Consider the following 19,707-nt stretch of genomic DNA (forward strand, 5'->3'; position numbering starts at 1 on the left):
CGTTAGAGTCAATAAGTAAATTCATTTTATCTTAAAAAGTTTCATCTCTCCTATATTTGATGCATAATAGTTATGTACATATATTAGAAAGCGGTGAAAGTATGGTTTCAAATACTGTAATTGCCAGCATCATCTTTCAACTCATTGTCTCGATTCTGGTCCCAATTATTGTACTCGTTTATTTCCGTAAAAAATATAATATGAATTGGAAAGTAGTCGGCATTGGTGTTCTTATCTTTATCGGATTTACCCAAATTCTTGAAACACCATTCCACCTATTTATGCGCGGTAATCCAACAATCGCTCCATTTTTAGAAAATCCGTTTGTCTTCGCAATTTATAGCGGATTGACTGCTGGTATTTTTGAAGAATTAGGACGCTTCGTTGCCTTCTTCTTCTTACTAAAAAAATATCTAGAATATAAAGATGGCTTCGCTTATGGAATTGGTCACGGCGGAATTGAATCTATTTTAATTGGCGGTTTTTCTGCATTACAAGCATTAATCTTTGCTAATTCTATTAACGATGGTAGCTTCGCTCGACTGATTGAACAAAAACCCGAGCTGAGCATTTTACAGGACATGTTAATTCAGCAACCTGCCTACTTATACTTCCTTGGTAGCTTAGAAAGAATTATGGCACTCGTGCTTCAAATTGCCTTTACAATGCTTGTTTTATACGCAGTAAAACAGAAGAAATATATCTTCCTAGTATACGCTATACTATTCCACGCATTTGTAGACTTTTTCGCGGCACTTTACCAAACAAAAACAATCAATATCTTCGTTGCAGAAGGAATTACACTTCTTTGTACAATTGGCGCTGTCGTTCTTATTCGCAAAATGAAAGCGAATTTAATGAGTGTACCGGAGTAAAAAATAAACCACCGATTGGTGGTTTATTTTTTATGGATTGTCGCAATGATGATAGCTTTTTCCTTCTTGCAGCTCCCTCTTTGTTTCTGCATCTATAACGATATATTTATGAAACTCTTCTACTTCATTTTGAGAAAAGGAAGCAAAAAAATAAACTTGGCGATCAGGATGAACAAAAAAATCTTGAAGCATCACACTACTCCGACAACCCACGGCTGTTTTTTGTAGGAAAGAAAATTCTTCATCGGGCACTTCTTTAAATAAGATTTTTTTCGAACACTATATGCTGCATTATTGTATTCTTTATAGATTTTCTTATCTAACTGTTTATAAAAAATATCCTCACTCACAAATGACTTATTTCGATTGCTTGGATAATTTACTTTTTGATTCGACTCTGCATAAGTTGTGGACAAGTGTATTAAAAAACAAAGACTAACTACAATACATATCATTTTATTCATGATTGCACCTCAAATGTTCATTATCCACATTACTTTTCCACATATTTAAATCCATATGCCGTTTTACAAGAAAAAGGAATTATTTCCACATTTGTCGAAGTATATAGCGTCAACTTGAAAGATGGGGATGAATTATGAAGAAAATTATTGTAATACGACATTGTTCAGCAACTGGGCAAAAACGTGATGCTGAATTAACGACCGATGGAAAAGACCAAGCAAATACCCTTGCTACATTCCTCTTAGAAAATCATCTACAAATCGATCATATTATTTCAAGCCCATTTGTCCGAGCTATCGATTCCATTCGGCCCTATGCGCTCCAAGCTAACTTATCTATCCAAGAAGATGAACGATTAACTGAACGCATATTGAGCAACGTTCCAATGGATGATTGGATGCAAAAACTAGAATCTACTTTTACAAATATAGATATTGCCTTTTCAGGCGGAGAGTCAACAAAACAAGCAACAGACCGTGCCATATCGCTTATTCAAGACGTTTTACAATTAAACCATACAACAACACTACTTGTTACACATGGCAATTTACTTACGCTCATTTTAAAGCATTTTAATCATACGATTGGCTTTAATGAATGGAGAACTTTAACGAATCCTGATATTTACGAAATTACAATCGACGAACAATGTATCATAAAACGCTTATGGGAAGCATCGTCCAAGTAATATCCCTTTCCAAAACATTCAGTTGACGCCACGAGAAGAAACTGTACTAATAATAGAAAGGGGTATCACTCCATATGTACGAAGATGTACTTGCTCTACTACATAAAACAAATGTTTCTTATGAAAAATTTGAACACGAACCAGTACTCGATTATGAGACAGATCGGATTGTACGTGAGAGACTCGGCTTACAAGGCACTCCAAGTAAAAGCTTATTTTTAAAATCAAAGTCTGGAGATTATTACGTATTTTTTACGTTAGAGGGCACAAGGCTCAACCGGGGAGAGATGAAAGAACTAACAGGAGAACGCTTATCTCTCTGTTCTCCTGATGAACTGCGAGACAAAACTGGTTGTACGCCGGGATGTGTGGCTCCTTTCGGATATTCACACGATGTAACAATTATTGTGGATAACGCTATTTATACGTACGATAAAATTTTAATTACACCTGGTGTACCTGAATTTACAATTGAATTATCCACAGAAGAATTAAAAAAGATTTTATTAACATGTCCAAATACCGTTTTAGAGTATAAACAAAAAGAGAGCTAATCGTTAGCTCTCTTTTTTCATTATTTAGCTTCTGCTGTTTTTTCTTTTGCAGAACGTACTTGCTCGTCCGCATGGTAAGAAGAACGCACAAGTGGGCCAGCTTCACAGTGGCTAAATCCTTTGCTAAGTGCAATTTCTTTAAGCTCTGCAAATTCTGCTGGTGGGTAATATTTAAGAACTGGTAAGTGCTTCTTAGATGGTTGTAGGTATTGCCCAAGAGTTAAAATATCCACATTGTTTGCACGTAAGTCATCCATTGCTTCAATTAAATCTTCTCTCGTTTCACCTAAGCCCACCATAATGCTCGATTTAGTTGGAATATCAGGCTGCATTTCTTTCGCTCGACGTAAAAACTCTAATGAACGTTCATATTTTGCTCTAGCGCGAACTCGGTCAGATAATCGACGTACTGTTTCAATGTTATGGTTTAAAATATCTGGTTTTGCATCCATTAACATTTTTAAGTTTTCTTCTACTCCACCCATATCAGATGGTAATACTTCGATTGACGTAAATGGATTTTTACGACGTACAGCGCGTACTGTTTCAGCAAAAACAGCTGCTCCCCCGTCTTTTAAATCATCACGTGCAACCGCTGTTATAACAACGTGCTTTAAGCCCATTTGTACTACTGAATCTGCCACGCGTTCTGGTTCTTGTAAATCAAGCTCAGTTGGTAAGCCTGTTTTAACCGCACAAAAACGACAAGCACGTGTACAAACCGCACCTAAAATCATAAATGTTGCTGTTTTTCTTACAGCCCAGCATTCATGAATATTCGGACATTTTGCTTCCTCACAAACTGTATGAAGATTTTTAGAACGCATCATTTTCTTTAAGCCTGTATAGTTTTCATTCGTGTTTAACTTAATTTTCAACCATTCGGGCTTGCGCTTATATTCTGTTTGTTTTGTCATGGTTATCAACTCCGCACAATATGAAATAGTTTACCGTGTTCGCTTCTTTCAATGTAACATATCTATTCTAACGTATGAAAGCGATTTGCTCAAATGAAGATTCTAAGATTTTTTCCAATCGTTCCCTATAATGAAATACTCCGTATATCCCACACTAAAAAGAGTGATGTTGTGAAAGGAGTCTATTTCATGCTTCGAAAAATTTCTCTTTTGCTTTCTATTTGTTTTCTTCTCCACCAAAACATCGCTTACGGTGAAGATAATCAGCAAAGCATATACGAAAAGCGCATGGCACTATATAAAGAAACCGAGCAGTCTTCAGGCATTCCATGGTATTACTTAGCTGCAATGGATCAATATGAAAGAAATATACGGAGCGTAAGAAAAGATATTCCGAAAAAACCAGATGCCATCATTTCCCTTTATTTCAAACCAGAAATATGGGCTGGACCTATTAATAGTAACGATACTCTTCCCCATACAATTTCTCTATTTGGCGGAATAGGTTTAGATGGTGACAAAGATGGATTTGCAAATGCAAATAGCGACCGTGATCTTCTGCATACCGCAGCGACTATTTTAAGGAAACAAGGAACATCAGAAGACCGTATTAAAATTATGCTCTGGGAATATTATAGACGTGCCAAAACAGTTGATTTAATTAGCGAATACGCCCAAATTTATAAACATTATGGACGTATTAATTTAGAAGGAAATGCTTTTCCTCTTCCGATCCGTAGTGACCATAGCTACCGTAGTACTTTCGGCGCTGGAAGAAGTTTTGGCGGCAGAAGGATTCATGAAGGAACCGATATTTTTGCCGGATATGGCGTGCCAGTAAGATCGACTTGCTATGGCATTATTGAAACGAAAGGTTGGAACCGCCTTGGTGGATGGCGCATTGGTATTCGAGACCTTCATAACAATTACCATTATTACGCTCATTTAGGCGGGTTTTCAAAAGAAATACAGCTTGGACAAATTGTTGAGCCAGGGAAAGTAATCGGATTTGTTGGTAGCACTGGTTATGGACCTCCTGGCACAGCCGGAAAATTTCCGCCCCACTTACATTTTGGCATGTATAAAGACAATGGCTATACAGAATGGGCCTTCGATCCATACATGCATTTAAGCCTTTGGGAGCGCAAAGAACGAGCAAATACAAAACGATAACCGTAGCTGCATTGCTACGGTTATTTTTTATCCAGTAAAAGCCTGACTGAGCCGAGTTTCACTTTATTTACAACTAACTATCTGTTTTCTTTTTATCAGGTACAGCAACACTTCCGCTTCCATAATACGTAGGCACTTCCCCTTGAACGATACGCGTCGCAATCGGAACATTTTGTTTCACCTTTATCTCTTTCGTATGAAATGGAATAATCACTTGCAATGTTACTTCCATTTCCATAACAATTTGAATCGCTGTAGTATTAATCCCATGCGGCTCAATTTTTTGTTTAATATCTGTATTCACATGTCCAACTGGCGTGAAATGAATCGGAATATCTGGTCCTATATTACCAAGAAGTGCATTATCAGTTACACGCCCAAAAGGAACTGCCATAGTCGCGCCGTTTTTTTCAGAAATACCTAGCTCCTTCAACTTCCCTTGTTCTACTTGCTGTAAATATTTTTCTATGTACGTGGTCGTTGATGTTACGATTTCATTTACTTGCTTTGTATTTAAATTAATTGTGGATACTTTTCCGTTTTTATCATTCTGTACTTTCATTAATGAATCTACATCGAATCCTTCATTAATTCGATCCTTTACTGCCTTCGTCATAATTGCCGTCGCCATTTTATGTGTCTCTACTTCCCCATATTTAATTAAGGTCGGTTGAATATTATTATTCACAATCCACAACCCTTGCGTAAGTAATATAACAAAAAGAATAAACGACATAAGCAGTATATACCGAAAGGCAATAGGTCCCCTTCGAAACCGCGAGTTTTTCGAGCGAAATATACTCATAAAAAAACCTCCTTCTTATATCATTTCTATGCAAGAAGGAGGGACGATATATGCTTATCTCATTTTTAATAATGCTTCTTTTCCAATCGTACCTGCTGGAATGCCTAATGCTTCAGCTCCAGTCGTTACCGATTCTAGTGGCGCTTCAAGAAGTTGTTCAATCGTTCTTACACCAACCGCACGGCCAGCAATAATTCCTCGATCACCTAACTTCTCATTTAAAAGACCTACATCTAATGCACCACACATAATATATCCTTTATCGCTCATTACAGCTAGCAAATTCGTCTTTGGAAGTTTCACGCTAACTGCAATAAACGTATAATTATCAATTATAATTGGCTCCACATTAACCATAGTTCACACTCCTCTCTTTCTTATCTGTATGACAAGAGAAAAATGAGTGTTACAAGTTAACTAGCCTATAGTTTAACGGAAGATGTATAAGTTATTAACATATCTGTTAACACATCTCTAAGTAGTTCTGGCATATAATATTGTTTGTCAGAAAGTGTGGATAGCTCTGGGTATAAGTAGCCAAATGTAAACATATCAATCGTTCCTACTGTATATATACGATCTAATTCCAGCGATTCCCCGTTAATTAATACATCTTCGAGTAAAATTTTATTCCCGGGAATCGTATCTGGAATGACTTCTACACCAGCGTAAATCATTTTCCCCATCACTTTTCCCCGAAATCCGAATCCTTTCACCTCAAGATTCTCCATATTCGGCTTACGTGCTTTCAAAATAACTTCTCTTAATATCTTTCCTGGAACTTTCAAAGCACACGGATTAATTGGATGTGGACAAATTCTGTGAATATCTCCGCGCGTTACAACACCCTCTTCTAACCCTTCAAGAAGTACACCAGCGTTCACCATGCCAATCTCTGCATTGCACCATGTTTTCAGCGCACTTGCTAACATGTGAGAAAACGGCGTCTCATGAAACCAATCAACCGGTAATGACTCTTTTAAATGAACGACAGACTCTGCCATTATATGCTCACTTTCTTCCTGCAGTATTTCAATTGTGGATAACGGCTCGCTATAAGCACCTAAACGTTCCGTCTTAATCGCTCTACCGTCTTTTTTCAGCAATTTCTTCATCTCTATATCCACAGTAAGCTGTACGTGACCAACGTAACGCCCCCACTTTTCACAACAACAAAGTAAAGTATTATTCAGTAGAATACCACGCTCAAATAAATGATGCGTATGTGCTCCTAAAATAACATCTATATCATAATGCTCTGCCATATACTCATCCATACTTTTTCCAAGGTGAGAAAGGACAACCGTAATATGAGCCTCATCTTTCACTTCTTCTAAAATAGACTCTAAATGAATAATGGGATCTTCAATATGCCAATCGAGCATCTGATAAAACTCTGGATAAGCTACCGTTAATCCGATAAAAGCAATGGTAATCCCATCCGTCGTTGTATGCAATTTATAAGGCCTTGCCCATGACGGACGTACCCCTTCTTTTTCAAATAAATTTGCGACAAGTATTTCAAATCCAGCATCATCATAGAGCCGATTCAAATGCTCCTTCGCTAACGTAATTCCTTCATTATTTCCGATCGTTACATAATCATATAACGCCTCATTCAAAAGCTTCGTATTCCCAAGTCCATTCGTCGCTTCCGAAATACTATGAAAACGATCCACATGATCGCCGATATCAACCGTCAAAACAGTCTCTCCCGCTTCCTGTCTTCGCTTTTTCTCCCCTAGAACAAACCGAGAAATTTGCGGCCAATTTTCAAAATGACTATGTATATCGTTTGTATGATAAAGGTGGATGATTGTTTCTTTATTTGTATTCAGAGAAAAAACCTCCTCTCAGTTCCTTACTGCCATTTACGCTATGCGCACACAATAATCCTGTAAATACTTTTCGTCTTTTCTTGCTATTTTACATTGTACTCGCATTGTGAGAAAAAGCAAAAGATTGTCCTTTTTATATTAGAAACTTTTGCTAATTCAGGAAAGAATTCCAGATAGTGGAGGGAGGGGTGGATTTGTCAAAAAGTTTAATAGAAAATTCAGTGGGTGGTTGTTCAAGTGGATTTGTCAGTATCTTTGTCTTAAACCTAGTCGTTCTCTGTTCTTATAAAATGTTTGGGGTATGTGAGGATTTTCTTTTGTCTTATCTTGTCGACAAATCGATATTCCTTGTCGAAACGTTGATATATTGAAATAATCGCTGATATATTCCGAGTTATGGTCGATATATTTGAAAAATCGCTGATATATTTAGCTGGAAACCTACCTGGGTATCCTCTCCCAAGCCAAGACAAATCCGCAAAACAAAAAAGCGCCCTGCACAGCAGGACGCTTTCTTCATACATATATTGTCCAGCTTCGCCTCCTAGACCCTCATGTCTAAGAACCTTCCGCACGAGAAGATAAAAAGCATCTTCTGTGCGAAAGAACCTTAGTCAACGGGTCTGAACAGTCGGCTCCGCATTTCTATTTAACCAATAGAACCTTCCATCTCAAACTTGATTAGGCGGTTCATTTCAACTGCGTATTCCATTGGAAGTTCGCGAGTGAATGGTTCAATGAAGCCCATTACGATCATTTCTGTAGCTTCTTGCTCAGAAATACCACGGCTCATTAGGTAGAATAATTGTTCTTCTGATACTTTAGATACTTTCGCTTCGTGCTCAAGTGAAACGTAATCGTTTTTGATTTCGTTGTAAGGAATTGTATCAGATGTAGATTGGTTATCCATGATTAACGTGTCACACTCGATGTTAGAGCGAGAGTTTTTCGCTTTTGGTCCGAAGTGTACGATACCACGGTAAGTTACTTTACCGCCATGCTTCGCAATCGATTTAGAAACGATTGTTGAAGACGTGTTTGGTGCTAAGTGAATCATTTTCGCACCAGCATCTTGGTGTTGGCCTTTACCAGCAATCGCGATAGATAATGTTAAACCACGAGCGCCTTCGCCTTTTAAGATAACTGCTGGGTATTTCATCGTTAATTTAGATCCGATGTTACCGTCAATCCATTCCATCGTTGCGTTTTCTTCACAAACCGCACGTTTTGTAACTAGGTTGTATACGTTGTTCGCCCAGTTTTGGATTGTTGTATAACGGCAATAAGCATCTTTTTTAATGATGATTTCTACTACCGCACTGTGAAGTGAGTTAGTAGTGTAAACAGGTGCTGTACAACCTTCTACGTAGTGTACGTGTGCGCCTTCGTCTACAATGATAAGCGTACGTTCGAATTGTCCCATATTTTCAGAGTTAATACGGAAATACGCTTGAAGTGGTGTATCAACTTTAACACCTTTTGGAACGTAGATGAATGATCCACCAGACCAAACTGCAGAGTTTAATGCAGAGAATTTGTTGTCTGTTGGTGGGATTACTTTTCCGAAATGTTCACGGAAAATATCTTCGTTCTCTTTTAATGCGCTATCTGTATCTTTGAAGACGATTCCTAGAGCTTCTAGGTCTTCTTTCATGTTGTGGTATACAACTTCAGATTCGTACTGTGCAGATACACCAGCTAAATATTTTTGCTCAGCTTCTGGAATACCTAATTTATCAAATGTTGCTTTAATTTCATCAGGTACTTCATCCCAAGACTTCTCAGATTTCTCAGATGGTTTTACGTAGTACGTAATTTCATCGAAATCTAAGTCGTTTAAGTCGCCGCCCCATTGTGGCATTGGCATTTCGTAGAACTTATCCAGTGATTTTAAACGGAAGTCTAACATCCACTGTGGTTCTTCTTTCATACGTGAAATTTCTTCAACGATTTCTTTTGTTAAACCGCGTCCAGCACGGAAAATCGAAACGTCTTTGTCTTTGAAACCATATTTATAATCGCCGATATCTGGCAGTTGCTTCGCCATGTTGGTGTGTCCCTCCTTAGATAACCTCGTTTTTAGGAACCTTTAACATTACTTATCTTCGTTTAAGCCCTTTTCTAACGCTTTCCACGCTAATGTTGCACATTTAATACGTGCAGGGAACTTGCATACGCCTTGTAATGCTTCAATATCTCCTAAATCGATGCTGTCATCGTACTCTTTTCCTAGCATCATGTCAGAGAAAATTTTCGAAAGCTGAAGTGCTTCTTCAATTTTCTTACCTTTTACTGCTTGTGTCATCATTGAAGCTGAAGACATTGAGATTGAACATCCTTCGCCTTCAAACTTCGCCTCTTGCACAATACCTTCTTCTACTTTCATCGTAAGTTGAATACGATCGCCGCAAGTTGGATTGTTCAAGTTAACGGTAACACTATCTTCTAATACGCCATGGTTACGAGGATTTTTATAATGATCCATAATAACTTGACGATATAACGTATCTAAATTATTAAATGACATTTGTGAAATACTCCTTTGTCTTGATTAGCGAGTCAACAAATGTATCAATTTCTTCTTTTGTATTATATAAATAGAAGCTCGCACGTGCTGTTGAAGAAGCTTTTAGCCACTTCATAAGCGGTTGTGCACAGTGATGTCCTGCGCGAACTGCAATGCCTTCTACATCTAATACAGTCGCTACATCGTGAGGATGTACGTCTTCAATATTAAATGTAACAAGACCAGCGCGATGCTTTGGACCATAAATTGTAACGCCATCTACTTCTGATAGTCTTTCTAAAGCGTATTGCGCTAATTCATGCTCATGCTTTTCAATATTATCAAGACCGATTTCTTCTAGGAAATCAATTGCCGCACCAAGTCCGATTGCATTACCGATAATCGGTGTACCTGCTTCAAACTTCCACGGAAGCTCTTTCCAAGTAGATTCTTGTAAATCTACGAAATCAATCATTTCACCACCAAATTCAATTGGCTCCATATTGTTTAGCAATTCTTTTTTACCATATAATACGCCGATACCTGTAGGGCCACACATCTTATGAGCAGATAATGCGTAGAAATCACAGTTTAAATCTTGTACATCTACTTTCATGTGAGGTGTACTTTGTGCACCGTCAACGACCATAATTGCGCCATTTTCGTGTGCAATTGCTCCGATTTCTTTTACAGGGTTAATCGTTCCAAGTACGTTAGAAACATACATGATAGAAACGATTTTTGTATTCGGTGTAATTGTTTGACGAGCATCTTCTATTGAAATTGTCCCATCTGGTTGAAGCGGAAGATATTTTAAAGTTGCACCAGTTTTCTTCGCAACTTGTTGCCACGGAATGATATTACTATGGTGCTCCATGTAAGAAATAACGATTTCATCGCCCTCTTTTACATTTTCAAGACCATAGCTAGCCGCTACTGTATTTAATGCAGTTGTCGTTCCGCGCGTGAAAATAATCTCTTCCATTGATTTCGCATTGATAAACTTGCGAACTTTCTCACGTGCACCTTCATACGCGTCGGTAGCTTTCGTACCGAGCGTATGAACACCGCGATGCACGTTAGAATTATATTCTTTATAGTAACGTTCTAACGTTTCAATGACTTGAATTGGTTTTTGAGAAGTTGCTGCACTATCGAAATAAACAAGTTGTTTGCCGTTCACTTTTTGATCAAGAATTGGAAACTGTTTGCGTATTTCATGAATATTCATTAGCGAACTTTCCTTTCAATTACCTCAACAAGCTGTGCCTTTACTCCTTCAATTGGAAGCTCATTAACTACAGGTGCTAAGAATCCATGGATGACTAAACGTTCTGCTTCGCGTTTTGGAATACCACGGCTCATCAAGTAGTATAGTTGGACTGGATCTACGCGACCTACTGAAGCTGCGTGACCTGCCATTACATCATCTTCGTCGATTAAAAGAATTGGGTTTGCATCACCGCGAGCTTTTTCATCTAACATAAGAACGCGAGAAGATTGTTGTGCATTTGATTTAGATGCACCGTGTTCAATCTTACCAATTCCGTTAAAGATAGATGTTGCACTATCTTTTTGTACACCGTGTTTTAAAATCCAACCTTCAGAATGTTTACCGAAGTGAACAACTTTAGTTGTAAAGTTTTGTGTTTGGTTACCACGGCCAATTGTTACTGTTTTCGTATCAGCATATGAACCGTCGCCCATTAAGTTCGTAACGTTCTCTGAAATTGTGTTTCCGTCATTCATAAGGCCTAGAGCCCAATCAATACGGCCGTCGCGTCCTACAACGCCGCGGCGGTTAACGTAAGTTGTTACGTCTTTTGCTAATAGATCAACCGCACCGAATTTCACTTGTGCGCCTTGTTCCACGATTACTTCTGCTACGATATTTGCAATACCTTTAGCATTTTCATTTGCAACATAGTTTTCTACATAAGTTGCAGTACTGTTCGCATCAGCTACGAATAGTACGTGGTTATATACGTTAGCTTCTTCGCCGTCTACTAAGAATACAGCTTGAAGTGGAGTTTCAAGAACAACGTTTTTCGGAACATATACGAATGCACCACCGTTGATTAATGCAGCATGAAGTGCAGTTAGACGATGCTCGTCTACTTTCACGCCGTCTTTCATTAAGTACTTTTGTACTAGTTCAGCATGCTCAGTTGCTGCTGTTACGATGTCTGTAAAAATAACACCTTTTTCTTTTGCTTCGTCTGCTAAAGAAACGAATGCAGTTGTACCAGTGCGTTGTACTAATACGCTGTTATTTTCATCGATTAAGTTTTTCACTGCTTCTGGAAGTTCAGTTAAAGAACTTACAGGCTCTTGCTTAGCAGCGTCGCCTTTTCCGATAAAGTCCCATTTGTCAATTTTCGTTTTATCAGGCGTTGGCATTGGAAGTTCAGTTGCTTGTGCAAGAGCTTGTAAGCGGAACTCAGTCAACCAAGCAGCTTCGTTTACTTCGCTTGCGCGTTGACGGATTGTTTCTTGATCGAAAGGTAATGTACCGATTGTCATGTTTATGCTCCTCTCTTACGCTTCTTGCTCTGTTGTTTCGTCTTCAATACCTAATTCTTTTTTAATCCAGTCGTAACCTTCAGCTTCTAGACGTTGTGCAAGCTCAGGGCCACCAGATTTAACGATACGACCGTTCATCATAACGTGAACGAAGTCTGGAGTGATGTAGTTTAATAAACGTTGGTAATGCGTAATCATTAGGCAACCGAACTCTTCGCCGCGCATTTCGTTAATACCTTTAGATACAACTTTTAATGCATCGATATCAAGACCTGAGTCGATTTCATCTAAGATTGCGATTTTTGGCTCAATCATCATTAATTGAAGGATTTCATTACGTTTTTTCTCTCCACCAGAGAAACCTTCGTTTAAGTAACGTTGTGCCATTTCTGGATCCATTTCTAGGAATTCCATGTTTTTATCTAATGTACGGATAAATTTCATAAGAGAAATTTCATCGCCTTCTTCACGACGTGCGTTAATTGCAGAACGTAAGAAGTCAGCGTTTGTTACTCCGCTAATTTCACTTGGATATTGCATTGCTAGGAATAGACCTGCTTGTGCGCGCTCGTCTACTTCCATTTCTAATACATCTTCACCGTCGATGATGATGCTACCTTCTGTTACTTCATACTTTGGGTGACCCATAATTGCAGAAGATAAAGTTGATTTACCTGTTCCGTTAGGTCCCATAATTGCGTGGATTTCTCCACCTTTTACTTCAAGGTTTACACCCTTTAAAATTTCTTTGCCATCAATTGATACGTGTAAGTCTTTAACCGTTAATGTAGAACCAGCCATCTCAATACCTCCATTAATCCTATATATACATTTTAAAAATTCCTAAAACGTTCATATTCTCATTTTATTCTCATTCTAATTTTATATCAAATAAAATGATATCGCAAACGACGAAAAAAAGTAACCGTTTTTTCACAAATGTATATAAGTATTTCCTTCACATCTTTCTATGATACACCTTTCTTCTTATTTATATAAAGAAAAAAGGACTGGTAATTTTCCAGCCCTTTCCTTATATTTATTCACTTACCGGAAGTACAGCACCTTTATATTCTTTATTAATAAAATCTTGAATTTCTTTTGAATGTAGCACTTCTACTAGCTCTTTAATTTCTTTTTTCTTCTCATCACCTTTACGAACTGCAATGATGTTTGCATACGGAGAGTCTGCTCCTTCAATCGCAATTGCATCCTTTGTTGGATTTAATTTTGCATCAATTGCATAGTTTGAATTAATAAATAAAGCATCACCTTCATTATTTTCATACAGCTTTGGTGACAATCCAGGCTCTACATCTGTTTTAAACTTTAAGTTTTTCGGATTTTCGACTACATCTTTTACTGTTGCCTTAACAACATCTACTCCGTCTTTTAATTTAATAACGCCGCCTTTTTGTAACAGTGCTAGCATACGGCCACGCTCCGCTACGTTATTACTCATAATCACTGTCCCGCCATCTGGTAAGTCTTTTAAGCTTTTATACTTCTTAGAATAAATACCCATCGGCTCTAAATGGATTTTTCCTGCGTTTACAATTTTATATCCCTTTTCTTGAATTTCTTTATCTAAGTACGGAATATGCTGGAAGTAGTTCGCATCAATTTCTTTATCCGCTAACGCTTTATTTGGCAGTACATAATCCTGAAACTTTTTAATCTCTAACTTAATGCCTTTTTTCTCTAATATCGGCTGTGCCTTTTCTAAAATAACAGCGTGCGGCACGTTAGAGGCTCCCACAACAAGCTTATTCTCTTCCTTCCCTCCGCAAGCAGCTAATGTAAATACAGATAATGCTGTAACAACTGACAATAGAATCTTTTTCATATGACGTCCCCTTCTCCCTATAGTTATGTAGTAAAAAAGGACCGGCATACACCAGCCCTTTTTCAGCAATTATTCTTTTACAGGAACAACTGCACCTTTATATTCTTTAGTAATAAAGTCTTTAATTTCTTTAGAATGTAATACTTCTACAAGCTCTTTAATCGCTTTTTTATCTTTATCACCTTTACGAACCACTAGTACGTTTGCGTATGGAGAATCATCGCCTTCAATTGCAATTGCATCTTTTTCTGGGTTTAATTTCGCATCAATTGCATAGTTCGAGTTAATTAAAACAGCGTCGCCTTCTTTATTGTTATACACTTGTGGCAACAAACCAGGCTCAATATCCGTTTTGAATTTTAAGTGTTTCGGATTATCTGCAATATCTTTTGGAGTTGCACTAACTGGATCTACTCCGTCTTTAATTTTTAAAATGCCTTCTTTTTGTAAAATTGCTAAACCACGTCCATGGTCAGTAACGGAATTACTCATAATAATTGTCGCCCCGTCTGGAAGTTCTTTTAAACTCTTATATTTTTGAGAATATACACCAATTGGTTCAATATGAATTTTCCCTGCTATTTCAAAATCATATTTTTTATCTTTAATTTCTTTTTCTAAATACGGAATGTGCTGGAAATAGTTTGCATCTAATTCCTTATCCGCTAACGATTTATTTGGCAACACGTAATCTTGGAATTTTTTCACTTCTAATTCAATTCCTTTTTTCTCAAGTAACGGTTTTGCTTTTTCTAAAATTTCAGCATGCGGTACGTTAGAAGCACCAACAACAAGTTTCTTTTCATCTTTATCTTTCCCGCCACAAGCAGCTAACCCAAAAATTGAAGTTGAAATAAGTGCCGTAAGTAATAATCTTTTCATTTAAAATATCCTCCCGTTTTTATTATCGTTTATCTATTCGAGTCGTTAAACTATCACCAATCCACTGAATTAAAAATACAACTAGTAATACACAAATTGTCGCAACGATTGTTACATCGTTATTCCCTCTCTGGAATCCTTCTAAGTAAGCAAGTGTTCCAAGGCCACCAGCACCAACAACTCCCGCCATTGCTGTATAGCCTACTAAAGCAATTGTCGTAACCGTAATACCAGATACTAATGCTGGTAATGATTCTGGAATTAACACTTTCAAAATAATTGTGCTTGTTTTTGCTCCCATTGCTTTTGAAGCTTCAATTACACCTTTATCAATTTCGCGAAGTGCAATTTCAACCATTCTCGCGTAGAATGGTGCGGCTCCAATAATTAAAGCCGGCAGAGCTGCACTTGCTCCAAGAATTGTTCCAAGAAGAATCTTTGTAAATGGGATTAATAAAATAATTAAAATGATGAACGGTATAGAGCGGAATATATTTACGAATGCTCCAATCACCGTATTAATTGATTTATTTTCCCATAAATTATCTTTTGCTGTCATGAAGAGTAACAATCCTAAAATTAGTCCTAAAACAAATGTCGCAAGAGCTGCGATTGCCGTCATATATAACGTTTCACCAGTTGCTTCTAACATTTGATTCCAATCAACATTTGCGAGTAACTTATCCATGTGCAATCACCTCCAGCTCTACTTGATCTTGATGAATTCCTTCTATTGCTTGCTGGATCGCTGTTTCCTCACCATTTAAATGAACAACTAAACTACCGTAAGAACCGTTATTCGTTTGTGCAATATTTCCTTGCAAAATGCTAACTTCTATATCACTGCGTTGCATTAATCGTTGAAGCACTGGTCTTTCTACAGCCTCACCGATAAACTGCAAACGAATTACTTTTCCATCTGGATATTTTTCAATTAAATTTTCAATCGTTTCATTTGTATCTTCAGAATCTGTTAACTGCTGTACAAATCGTTTCGTAATATCTTGCTTCGGATTACGGAATACATCAAGTACTGGACCTGTTTCTACAATCTTTCCTCTCTCCATTACCGCTACTCGGTTACATATCTTTCGAATCACGTGCATCTCATGTGTAATGAGTACAATTGTTAAACCAAGGCGCTTATTAATGTCTAATAGTAAATCCAAAATTTGATCTGTCGTTTCCGGATCAAGAGCTGACGTTGCTTCATCACATAAAAGCACTTGTGGATTGTTAGCTAATGCTCTTGCAATCCCGACGCGTTGCTTTTGTCCTCCACTCAGCTGAGATGGGTACGCGTCTCCTCTTCCTTCTAATCCAACAAGATGAATTAATTCATCAACACGTTTTCTTCTCTTCGCTTTATCAACACCTGCAATTTCAAGTGGAAACTCAATATTTTCACGTACAGTTCGTGACCAAAGTAAGTTGAAGTGTTGAAAAATCATTCCGATTTCTTGTCTTGCCTTACGAAGTTCACTTCCTGTAATTGCTGATATAACACGATTCGCAATTGTAATTTGGCCAGAAGTCGGTTTCTCTAACTGATTAAACAATCTGATTAACGAACTTTTTCCAGCGCCGCTATATCCAATAACACCAAATATTTCGCCTTTTTCTATTTTTAAATTGGCGTTATCTACAGCAGTGACATCACCGCTTTTCGCCTTATATATTTTCTTTACGTTCTCTAATAGAATCATGATGTTCACCCCTTTTTTGTTTGGATCGACTCCGCAATTTTTTATTTTTAATGCGTGTAGTCCACTGTTATCATTACTTTTATTATTTGAATGTCCTCCACATTCAAACAATAAAAAAACCTTTCTGCTTTAGAGAAGCAGAAAGGTTTATATGCGTATATAACAACATTATCCCTCTCTCTCATCTCTCAAAGCATTCGCTTTGCAGGAATTGGCACCATTTCAACATAAGTTGACGGTTGCCGGGCTTCACAGGGCACAGTCCCTCCACCTCTCTTGATAAGAGAAATCAGATTCAATTTTCGTCTGATTTGAAATTTATGAAATTGTCTATATTTTATGACTTGAATTGTATCAATATACACTCACCATGTCAACAGAAATTTTCGCAAAAAATGAAACTTCAGAATTTTAAGCACCTACTGACATCGGTTTACATATATGAAACATCGATTCCACTAATAACATCGTTCGGTACGTTCCTGAATATTGTACACGTCCATCGTTCATTAACATTTGCAATCGTACATTTCCATTCACCAATTGTTCTATATCCTTTTCATCTAAGCAAATGATTTGTTCCGTTCCTCTTTCCTCATGTACCAGCTCTATATAATCTCTTGAAATTTGTAACGAACAACTTTCATCTCCAAAGCGAAAATTAACAGTTTTTTCTTCTTGTCTTAAAAGCGGTTCTAAATGATATTGACCATTAGCGTAATTTACAAATGATTGAAGCAAAGAATATAATCTCACCCTAAATCACATCCTTCATATCACTTTCTATTACATACCATTCCCTCTCACTAAAGAACAATCCTGTTATTTTCGCTCGACAAATACTGTATCCACCCTGCATCTCGACATATTTCCCAAGAAATATGTCGAGGCGGCAAAAATTTTGCCGCCTACTTTAATTCCGTATATAAATATTCAACCGAATGAAATGCGTATATCTTCTTCATCAGTGTCCCATTTTCAAAAACAAGTAAACAAGGTACACTTTCAATCCCATACTCTTTCGCTAAATACGGAGCATAATTTAAATCTAACATCCCAATTTTGAGGCCTTCAATTGTCATCTCAACGACTGTTAACATCTTTTTTGCTAATTGGCATGTTCCACACATTGGAGTATATACATATAATACTGTTTTTTCTTCGTTCTCTATTAGGGCTGTAGCTTCGGCTCCTGTCCAATCAATCACTTCTATCATTCCTTACCGTAAATATTCTGTATAAACGTCAATGTCGGCTCCCCATAATACATTTGCTAAGTGTGTAGATGGCGCAGTTGCCACTTCTCGGTACGAGCGATCAATATAGATATGCTCGGCTTGCGGAAATTCTTTTCGAAATTGTTTCCTTAACTTTTCTCCAGCATCATCAGCATCCACTAGCACATACACTTCCTTATCAAAAAACTGATCAACGAGCTCATCCATTTTCGACAAACCAATTGTACCATTTGTACAAACAATTTCCACCGGTTCACGAATAATAGATTCAATCTTTCTTCTATCTGATGTACCTTCTACAATAATGACTTTTTCTACATAAATCATATGTCATCACCCGATCACCATATACTATATAACCTTGAACTTAGTATATAGTATATTCGTTATTTTCATGTTGTTTCCTGTTTATTTTTGCAAAAGAAAAGCGGAACCGACTGTTTAGCCCTGTTGGCTAAGGTTCTTTCGTACAGAAGACGCTTTTTGTCTTCTCGTACGGAAGGTTCTTAGACATGAAGGGCTAGGAGGTGGAGCTGGACAATGAAAAGCGCAAGCGGCTCGTTTAGATTGTGAAGACTTATGAAACCTTACCACAAAACAGTTTTTCTCATAATAGCTTATTTATTTACATATAACTTGAATTTCATTATTTCACACAAAATAAAAAAGGACAGCACAAAGGCTGTCCTTTAGTCGACTATAATTAGTCTTGGTTTGTCATTTCTGCATATTTTTCTGCAGTTAATAACTTCTCAACTTGGCTTGCATCAGAAAGTTCAACTTTAACCATCCATGCACCCTCGTATGGAGATTCGTTAACAAGTTCTGGTTGGTCACTTAATTCTTCGTTTACTGCTACAACTTTACCGCTTACAGGTGCGTATAACTCAGAAACTGTTTTAACAGATTCTACGCTTCCGAATGGCTCGTCAGCTTCGATTGTTGCACCTACTTCAGGAAGTTCAACGAATACGATATCGCCTAGCTCACCTTGTGCAAAGTGAGTGATACCGATAACAACTTCATTACCTTCAGTTTTTACCCATTCGTGTTCTTCAGAGTAACGTAAATTATTTGGAATGCTCATGACTGTACCTCCAGTGAATGTATTAATTATGTAAAAATACCTTATTGGTACTTTTTCCACACACTTTCAAACTGCTCTTCGTTAAAACCAAGTGTTACATTCGTTCCATCTGTTACAATTGGACGTTTAATCAACATGCCATCAGATGCTAAAAGCTCATACATTTCGTCTTCGCTTGCATCTTTCAACTTATCTTTTAGACCAAGTTCACGGTAACGCATTCCACTTGTATTAAAGAATTTTTTTAATGGTAATTCACTTTTTTCATGTAAATTACGTAAATCTTCTTTTGATGGTGGATTTTCAACAATATGAATCATCTCATATGCTACATCGTTTGCCTCAAACCATTTCTTTGCCTTTTGACATGTGCCACACTTTGGATATGAATAAAATGTTACTGTCATAAATTCACCTACTTTTTTACTAACCTTTACCTTTATCATATAGAAAACGTTTTATTATTTCAAACCATTATTCGCTAAACTTTTACTTATTTCGTGATAATTTTTAATAATCCTGCGAATTTTTCTTATTTTTCCGCCATTTGTTAAGAAAAAAATAAATATATAAATTTTTTAGATTCTGCACCAAACATATATCT

The 19,707-nt window shown here is 37.3% G+C and carries 22 protein-coding genes, 1 pseudogene and 1 riboswitch; of the genes and pseudogenes, 4 read left to right on the forward strand and 19 right to left on the reverse strand.

Annotated features, from left to right (window positions below):
• Nucleotides 1-59 precede the first annotated feature (59 nt).
• Nucleotides 60-875 (forward strand): YhfC family intramembrane metalloprotease, encoded by an 816-nt coding sequence (locus tag ABWK52_RS10375; protein WP_002103789.1) that lies wholly within the window; start codon nt 60-62, stop codon nt 873-875.
• Between the two features lie 30 nt (nt 876-905).
• Here ABWK52_RS10375 and ABWK52_RS10380 read toward each other — a convergent pair.
• Nucleotides 906-1,339, reverse strand: a pseudogene (locus tag ABWK52_RS10380) (hypothetical protein).
• Nucleotides 1,340-1,473: 134 nt separating this feature from the next.
• Between ABWK52_RS10380 and ABWK52_RS10385 the strand changes: the two are divergent.
• Nucleotides 1,474-2,028, forward strand: coding sequence for a histidine phosphatase family protein (locus ABWK52_RS10385; protein ID WP_000721050.1), 555 nt, complete (start codon nt 1,474-1,476; stop codon nt 2,026-2,028).
• 74 nt (nt 2,029-2,102) lie between these two features.
• Nucleotides 2,103-2,582 (forward strand): YbaK/EbsC family protein, encoded by a 480-nt coding sequence (locus ABWK52_RS10390; RefSeq protein ID WP_000272747.1) that lies wholly within the window; start codon nt 2,103-2,105, stop codon nt 2,580-2,582.
• Between the two features lie 20 nt (nt 2,583-2,602).
• On the opposite strand, the gene lipA is transcribed toward ABWK52_RS10390, so the two are convergent.
• Complete coding sequence (gene lipA, locus ABWK52_RS10395) at nt 2,603-3,499, reverse strand: lipoyl synthase (protein WP_000166372.1); 897 nt, start codon at nt 3,497-3,499, stop codon at nt 2,603-2,605.
• Between the two features lie 189 nt (nt 3,500-3,688).
• On the opposite strand from lipA, the gene ABWK52_RS10400 reads away from it, so the two are divergent.
• Nucleotides 3,689-4,672, forward strand: a complete 984-nt coding sequence (locus ABWK52_RS10400) for a M23 family metallopeptidase (protein ID WP_000944665.1) — start codon at nt 3,689-3,691, stop codon at nt 4,670-4,672.
• A 73-nt stretch (nt 4,673-4,745) separates the two neighbouring features.
• Here ABWK52_RS10400 and yunB read toward each other — a convergent pair whose 3' ends face one another.
• From yunB to ABWK52_RS10485, 17 genes are all read right to left on the reverse strand, one after another.
• Nucleotides 4,746-5,477, reverse strand: coding sequence for a sporulation protein YunB (gene yunB, locus ABWK52_RS10405; protein ID WP_000021805.1), 732 nt, complete (start codon nt 5,475-5,477; stop codon nt 4,746-4,748).
• 54 nt (nt 5,478-5,531) lie between these two features.
• On the reverse strand, nt 5,532-5,834 hold the full coding sequence (locus ABWK52_RS10410) for a YunC family protein (protein ID WP_000248466.1): 303 nt from the start codon (nt 5,832-5,834) through the stop codon (nt 5,532-5,534).
• Nucleotides 5,835-5,899: 65 nt separating this feature from the next.
• On the reverse strand, nt 5,900-7,315 hold the full coding sequence (locus ABWK52_RS10415) for a bifunctional metallophosphatase/5'-nucleotidase (RefSeq protein WP_153580208.1): 1,416 nt from the start codon (nt 7,313-7,315) through the stop codon (nt 5,900-5,902).
• A 649-nt stretch (nt 7,316-7,964) separates the two neighbouring features.
• The gene (gene sufB, locus ABWK52_RS10420; protein ID WP_001118827.1) at nt 7,965-9,362 is read right to left on the reverse strand and encodes a Fe-S cluster assembly protein SufB; all 1,398 of its coding nucleotides are present in this window, start codon (nt 9,360-9,362) and stop codon (nt 7,965-7,967) included.
• A gap of 48 nt (nt 9,363-9,410) precedes the next feature.
• Complete coding sequence (gene sufU, locus ABWK52_RS10425; RefSeq protein WP_000009523.1) at nt 9,411-9,842, reverse strand: Fe-S cluster assembly sulfur transfer protein SufU; 432 nt, start codon at nt 9,840-9,842, stop codon at nt 9,411-9,413.
• A complete protein-coding gene (gene sufS, locus ABWK52_RS10430; RefSeq protein WP_001020760.1) occupies nt 9,832-11,052 on the reverse strand; it encodes a cysteine desulfurase SufS in 1,221 nt (406 codons plus the stop codon). The genes sufU and sufS overlap by 11 nt, the downstream gene beginning before the upstream one ends.
• Nucleotides 11,052-12,344 (reverse strand): Fe-S cluster assembly protein SufD, encoded by a 1,293-nt coding sequence (sufD, locus tag ABWK52_RS10435; protein ID WP_000152167.1) that lies wholly within the window; start codon nt 12,342-12,344, stop codon nt 11,052-11,054. Before sufD ends, sufS begins: the two co-directional genes overlap by 1 nt.
• Nucleotides 12,345-12,359: 15 nt before the next feature.
• On the reverse strand, nt 12,360-13,145 hold the full coding sequence (sufC, locus tag ABWK52_RS10440) for a Fe-S cluster assembly ATPase SufC (protein WP_000929160.1): 786 nt from the start codon (nt 13,143-13,145) through the stop codon (nt 12,360-12,362).
• A 238-nt stretch (nt 13,146-13,383) separates the two neighbouring features.
• Nucleotides 13,384-14,190, reverse strand: a complete 807-nt coding sequence (gene metQ / locus ABWK52_RS10445) for a methionine ABC transporter substrate-binding lipoprotein MetQ (RefSeq protein WP_000722399.1) — start codon at nt 14,188-14,190, stop codon at nt 13,384-13,386.
• Between the two features lie 69 nt (nt 14,191-14,259).
• Complete coding sequence (gene metQ, locus ABWK52_RS10450; RefSeq protein ID WP_000826143.1) at nt 14,260-15,072, reverse strand: methionine ABC transporter substrate-binding lipoprotein MetQ; 813 nt, start codon at nt 15,070-15,072, stop codon at nt 14,260-14,262.
• A 22-nt stretch (nt 15,073-15,094) separates the two neighbouring features.
• Nucleotides 15,095-15,760, reverse strand: coding sequence for a methionine ABC transporter permease (locus tag ABWK52_RS10455; RefSeq protein WP_000359401.1), 666 nt, complete (start codon nt 15,758-15,760; stop codon nt 15,095-15,097).
• The gene (locus tag ABWK52_RS10460) at nt 15,753-16,778 is read right to left on the reverse strand and encodes a methionine ABC transporter ATP-binding protein (RefSeq protein ID WP_000601778.1); all 1,026 of its coding nucleotides are present in this window, start codon (nt 16,776-16,778) and stop codon (nt 15,753-15,755) included. Before ABWK52_RS10460 ends, ABWK52_RS10455 begins: the two co-directional genes overlap by 8 nt.
• Nucleotides 16,779-16,956: 178 nt before the next feature.
• Nucleotides 16,957-17,064, reverse strand: a riboswitch (SAM riboswitch).
• A 125-nt stretch (nt 17,065-17,189) separates the two neighbouring features.
• Entirely contained in the window at nt 17,190-17,534 is a 345-nt protein-coding gene (locus tag ABWK52_RS10465; protein WP_001242139.1) for a hypothetical protein, read from the reverse strand.
• Between the two features lie 152 nt (nt 17,535-17,686).
• Complete coding sequence (locus ABWK52_RS10470; RefSeq protein ID WP_002062684.1) at nt 17,687-17,995, reverse strand: thioredoxin family protein; 309 nt, start codon at nt 17,993-17,995, stop codon at nt 17,687-17,689.
• Between the two features lie 3 nt (nt 17,996-17,998).
• On the reverse strand, nt 17,999-18,343 hold the full coding sequence (locus ABWK52_RS10475) for a toprim domain-containing protein (protein ID WP_000640870.1): 345 nt from the start codon (nt 18,341-18,343) through the stop codon (nt 17,999-18,001).
• A 376-nt stretch (nt 18,344-18,719) separates the two neighbouring features.
• Nucleotides 18,720-19,103 carry a glycine cleavage system protein GcvH gene (gene gcvH / locus ABWK52_RS10480; RefSeq protein ID WP_000026896.1) on the reverse strand — a complete coding sequence of 128 codons (384 nt, stop codon included), beginning with the start codon at nt 19,101-19,103 and terminating at the stop codon, nt 18,720-18,722.
• A gap of 41 nt (nt 19,104-19,144) precedes the next feature.
• Nucleotides 19,145-19,510: an arsenate reductase family protein gene (locus ABWK52_RS10485; RefSeq protein ID WP_000218968.1), complete on the reverse strand. Its 366-nt coding sequence runs from the start codon at nt 19,508-19,510 to the stop codon at nt 19,145-19,147.
• Nucleotides 19,511-19,707: the final 197 nt, after the last annotated feature.

This window comes from Bacillus sp. AP50 (assembly GCF_040492675.1).
Lineage (GTDB): Bacteria > Bacillota > Bacilli > Bacillales > Bacillaceae_G > Bacillus_A > Bacillus_A cereus.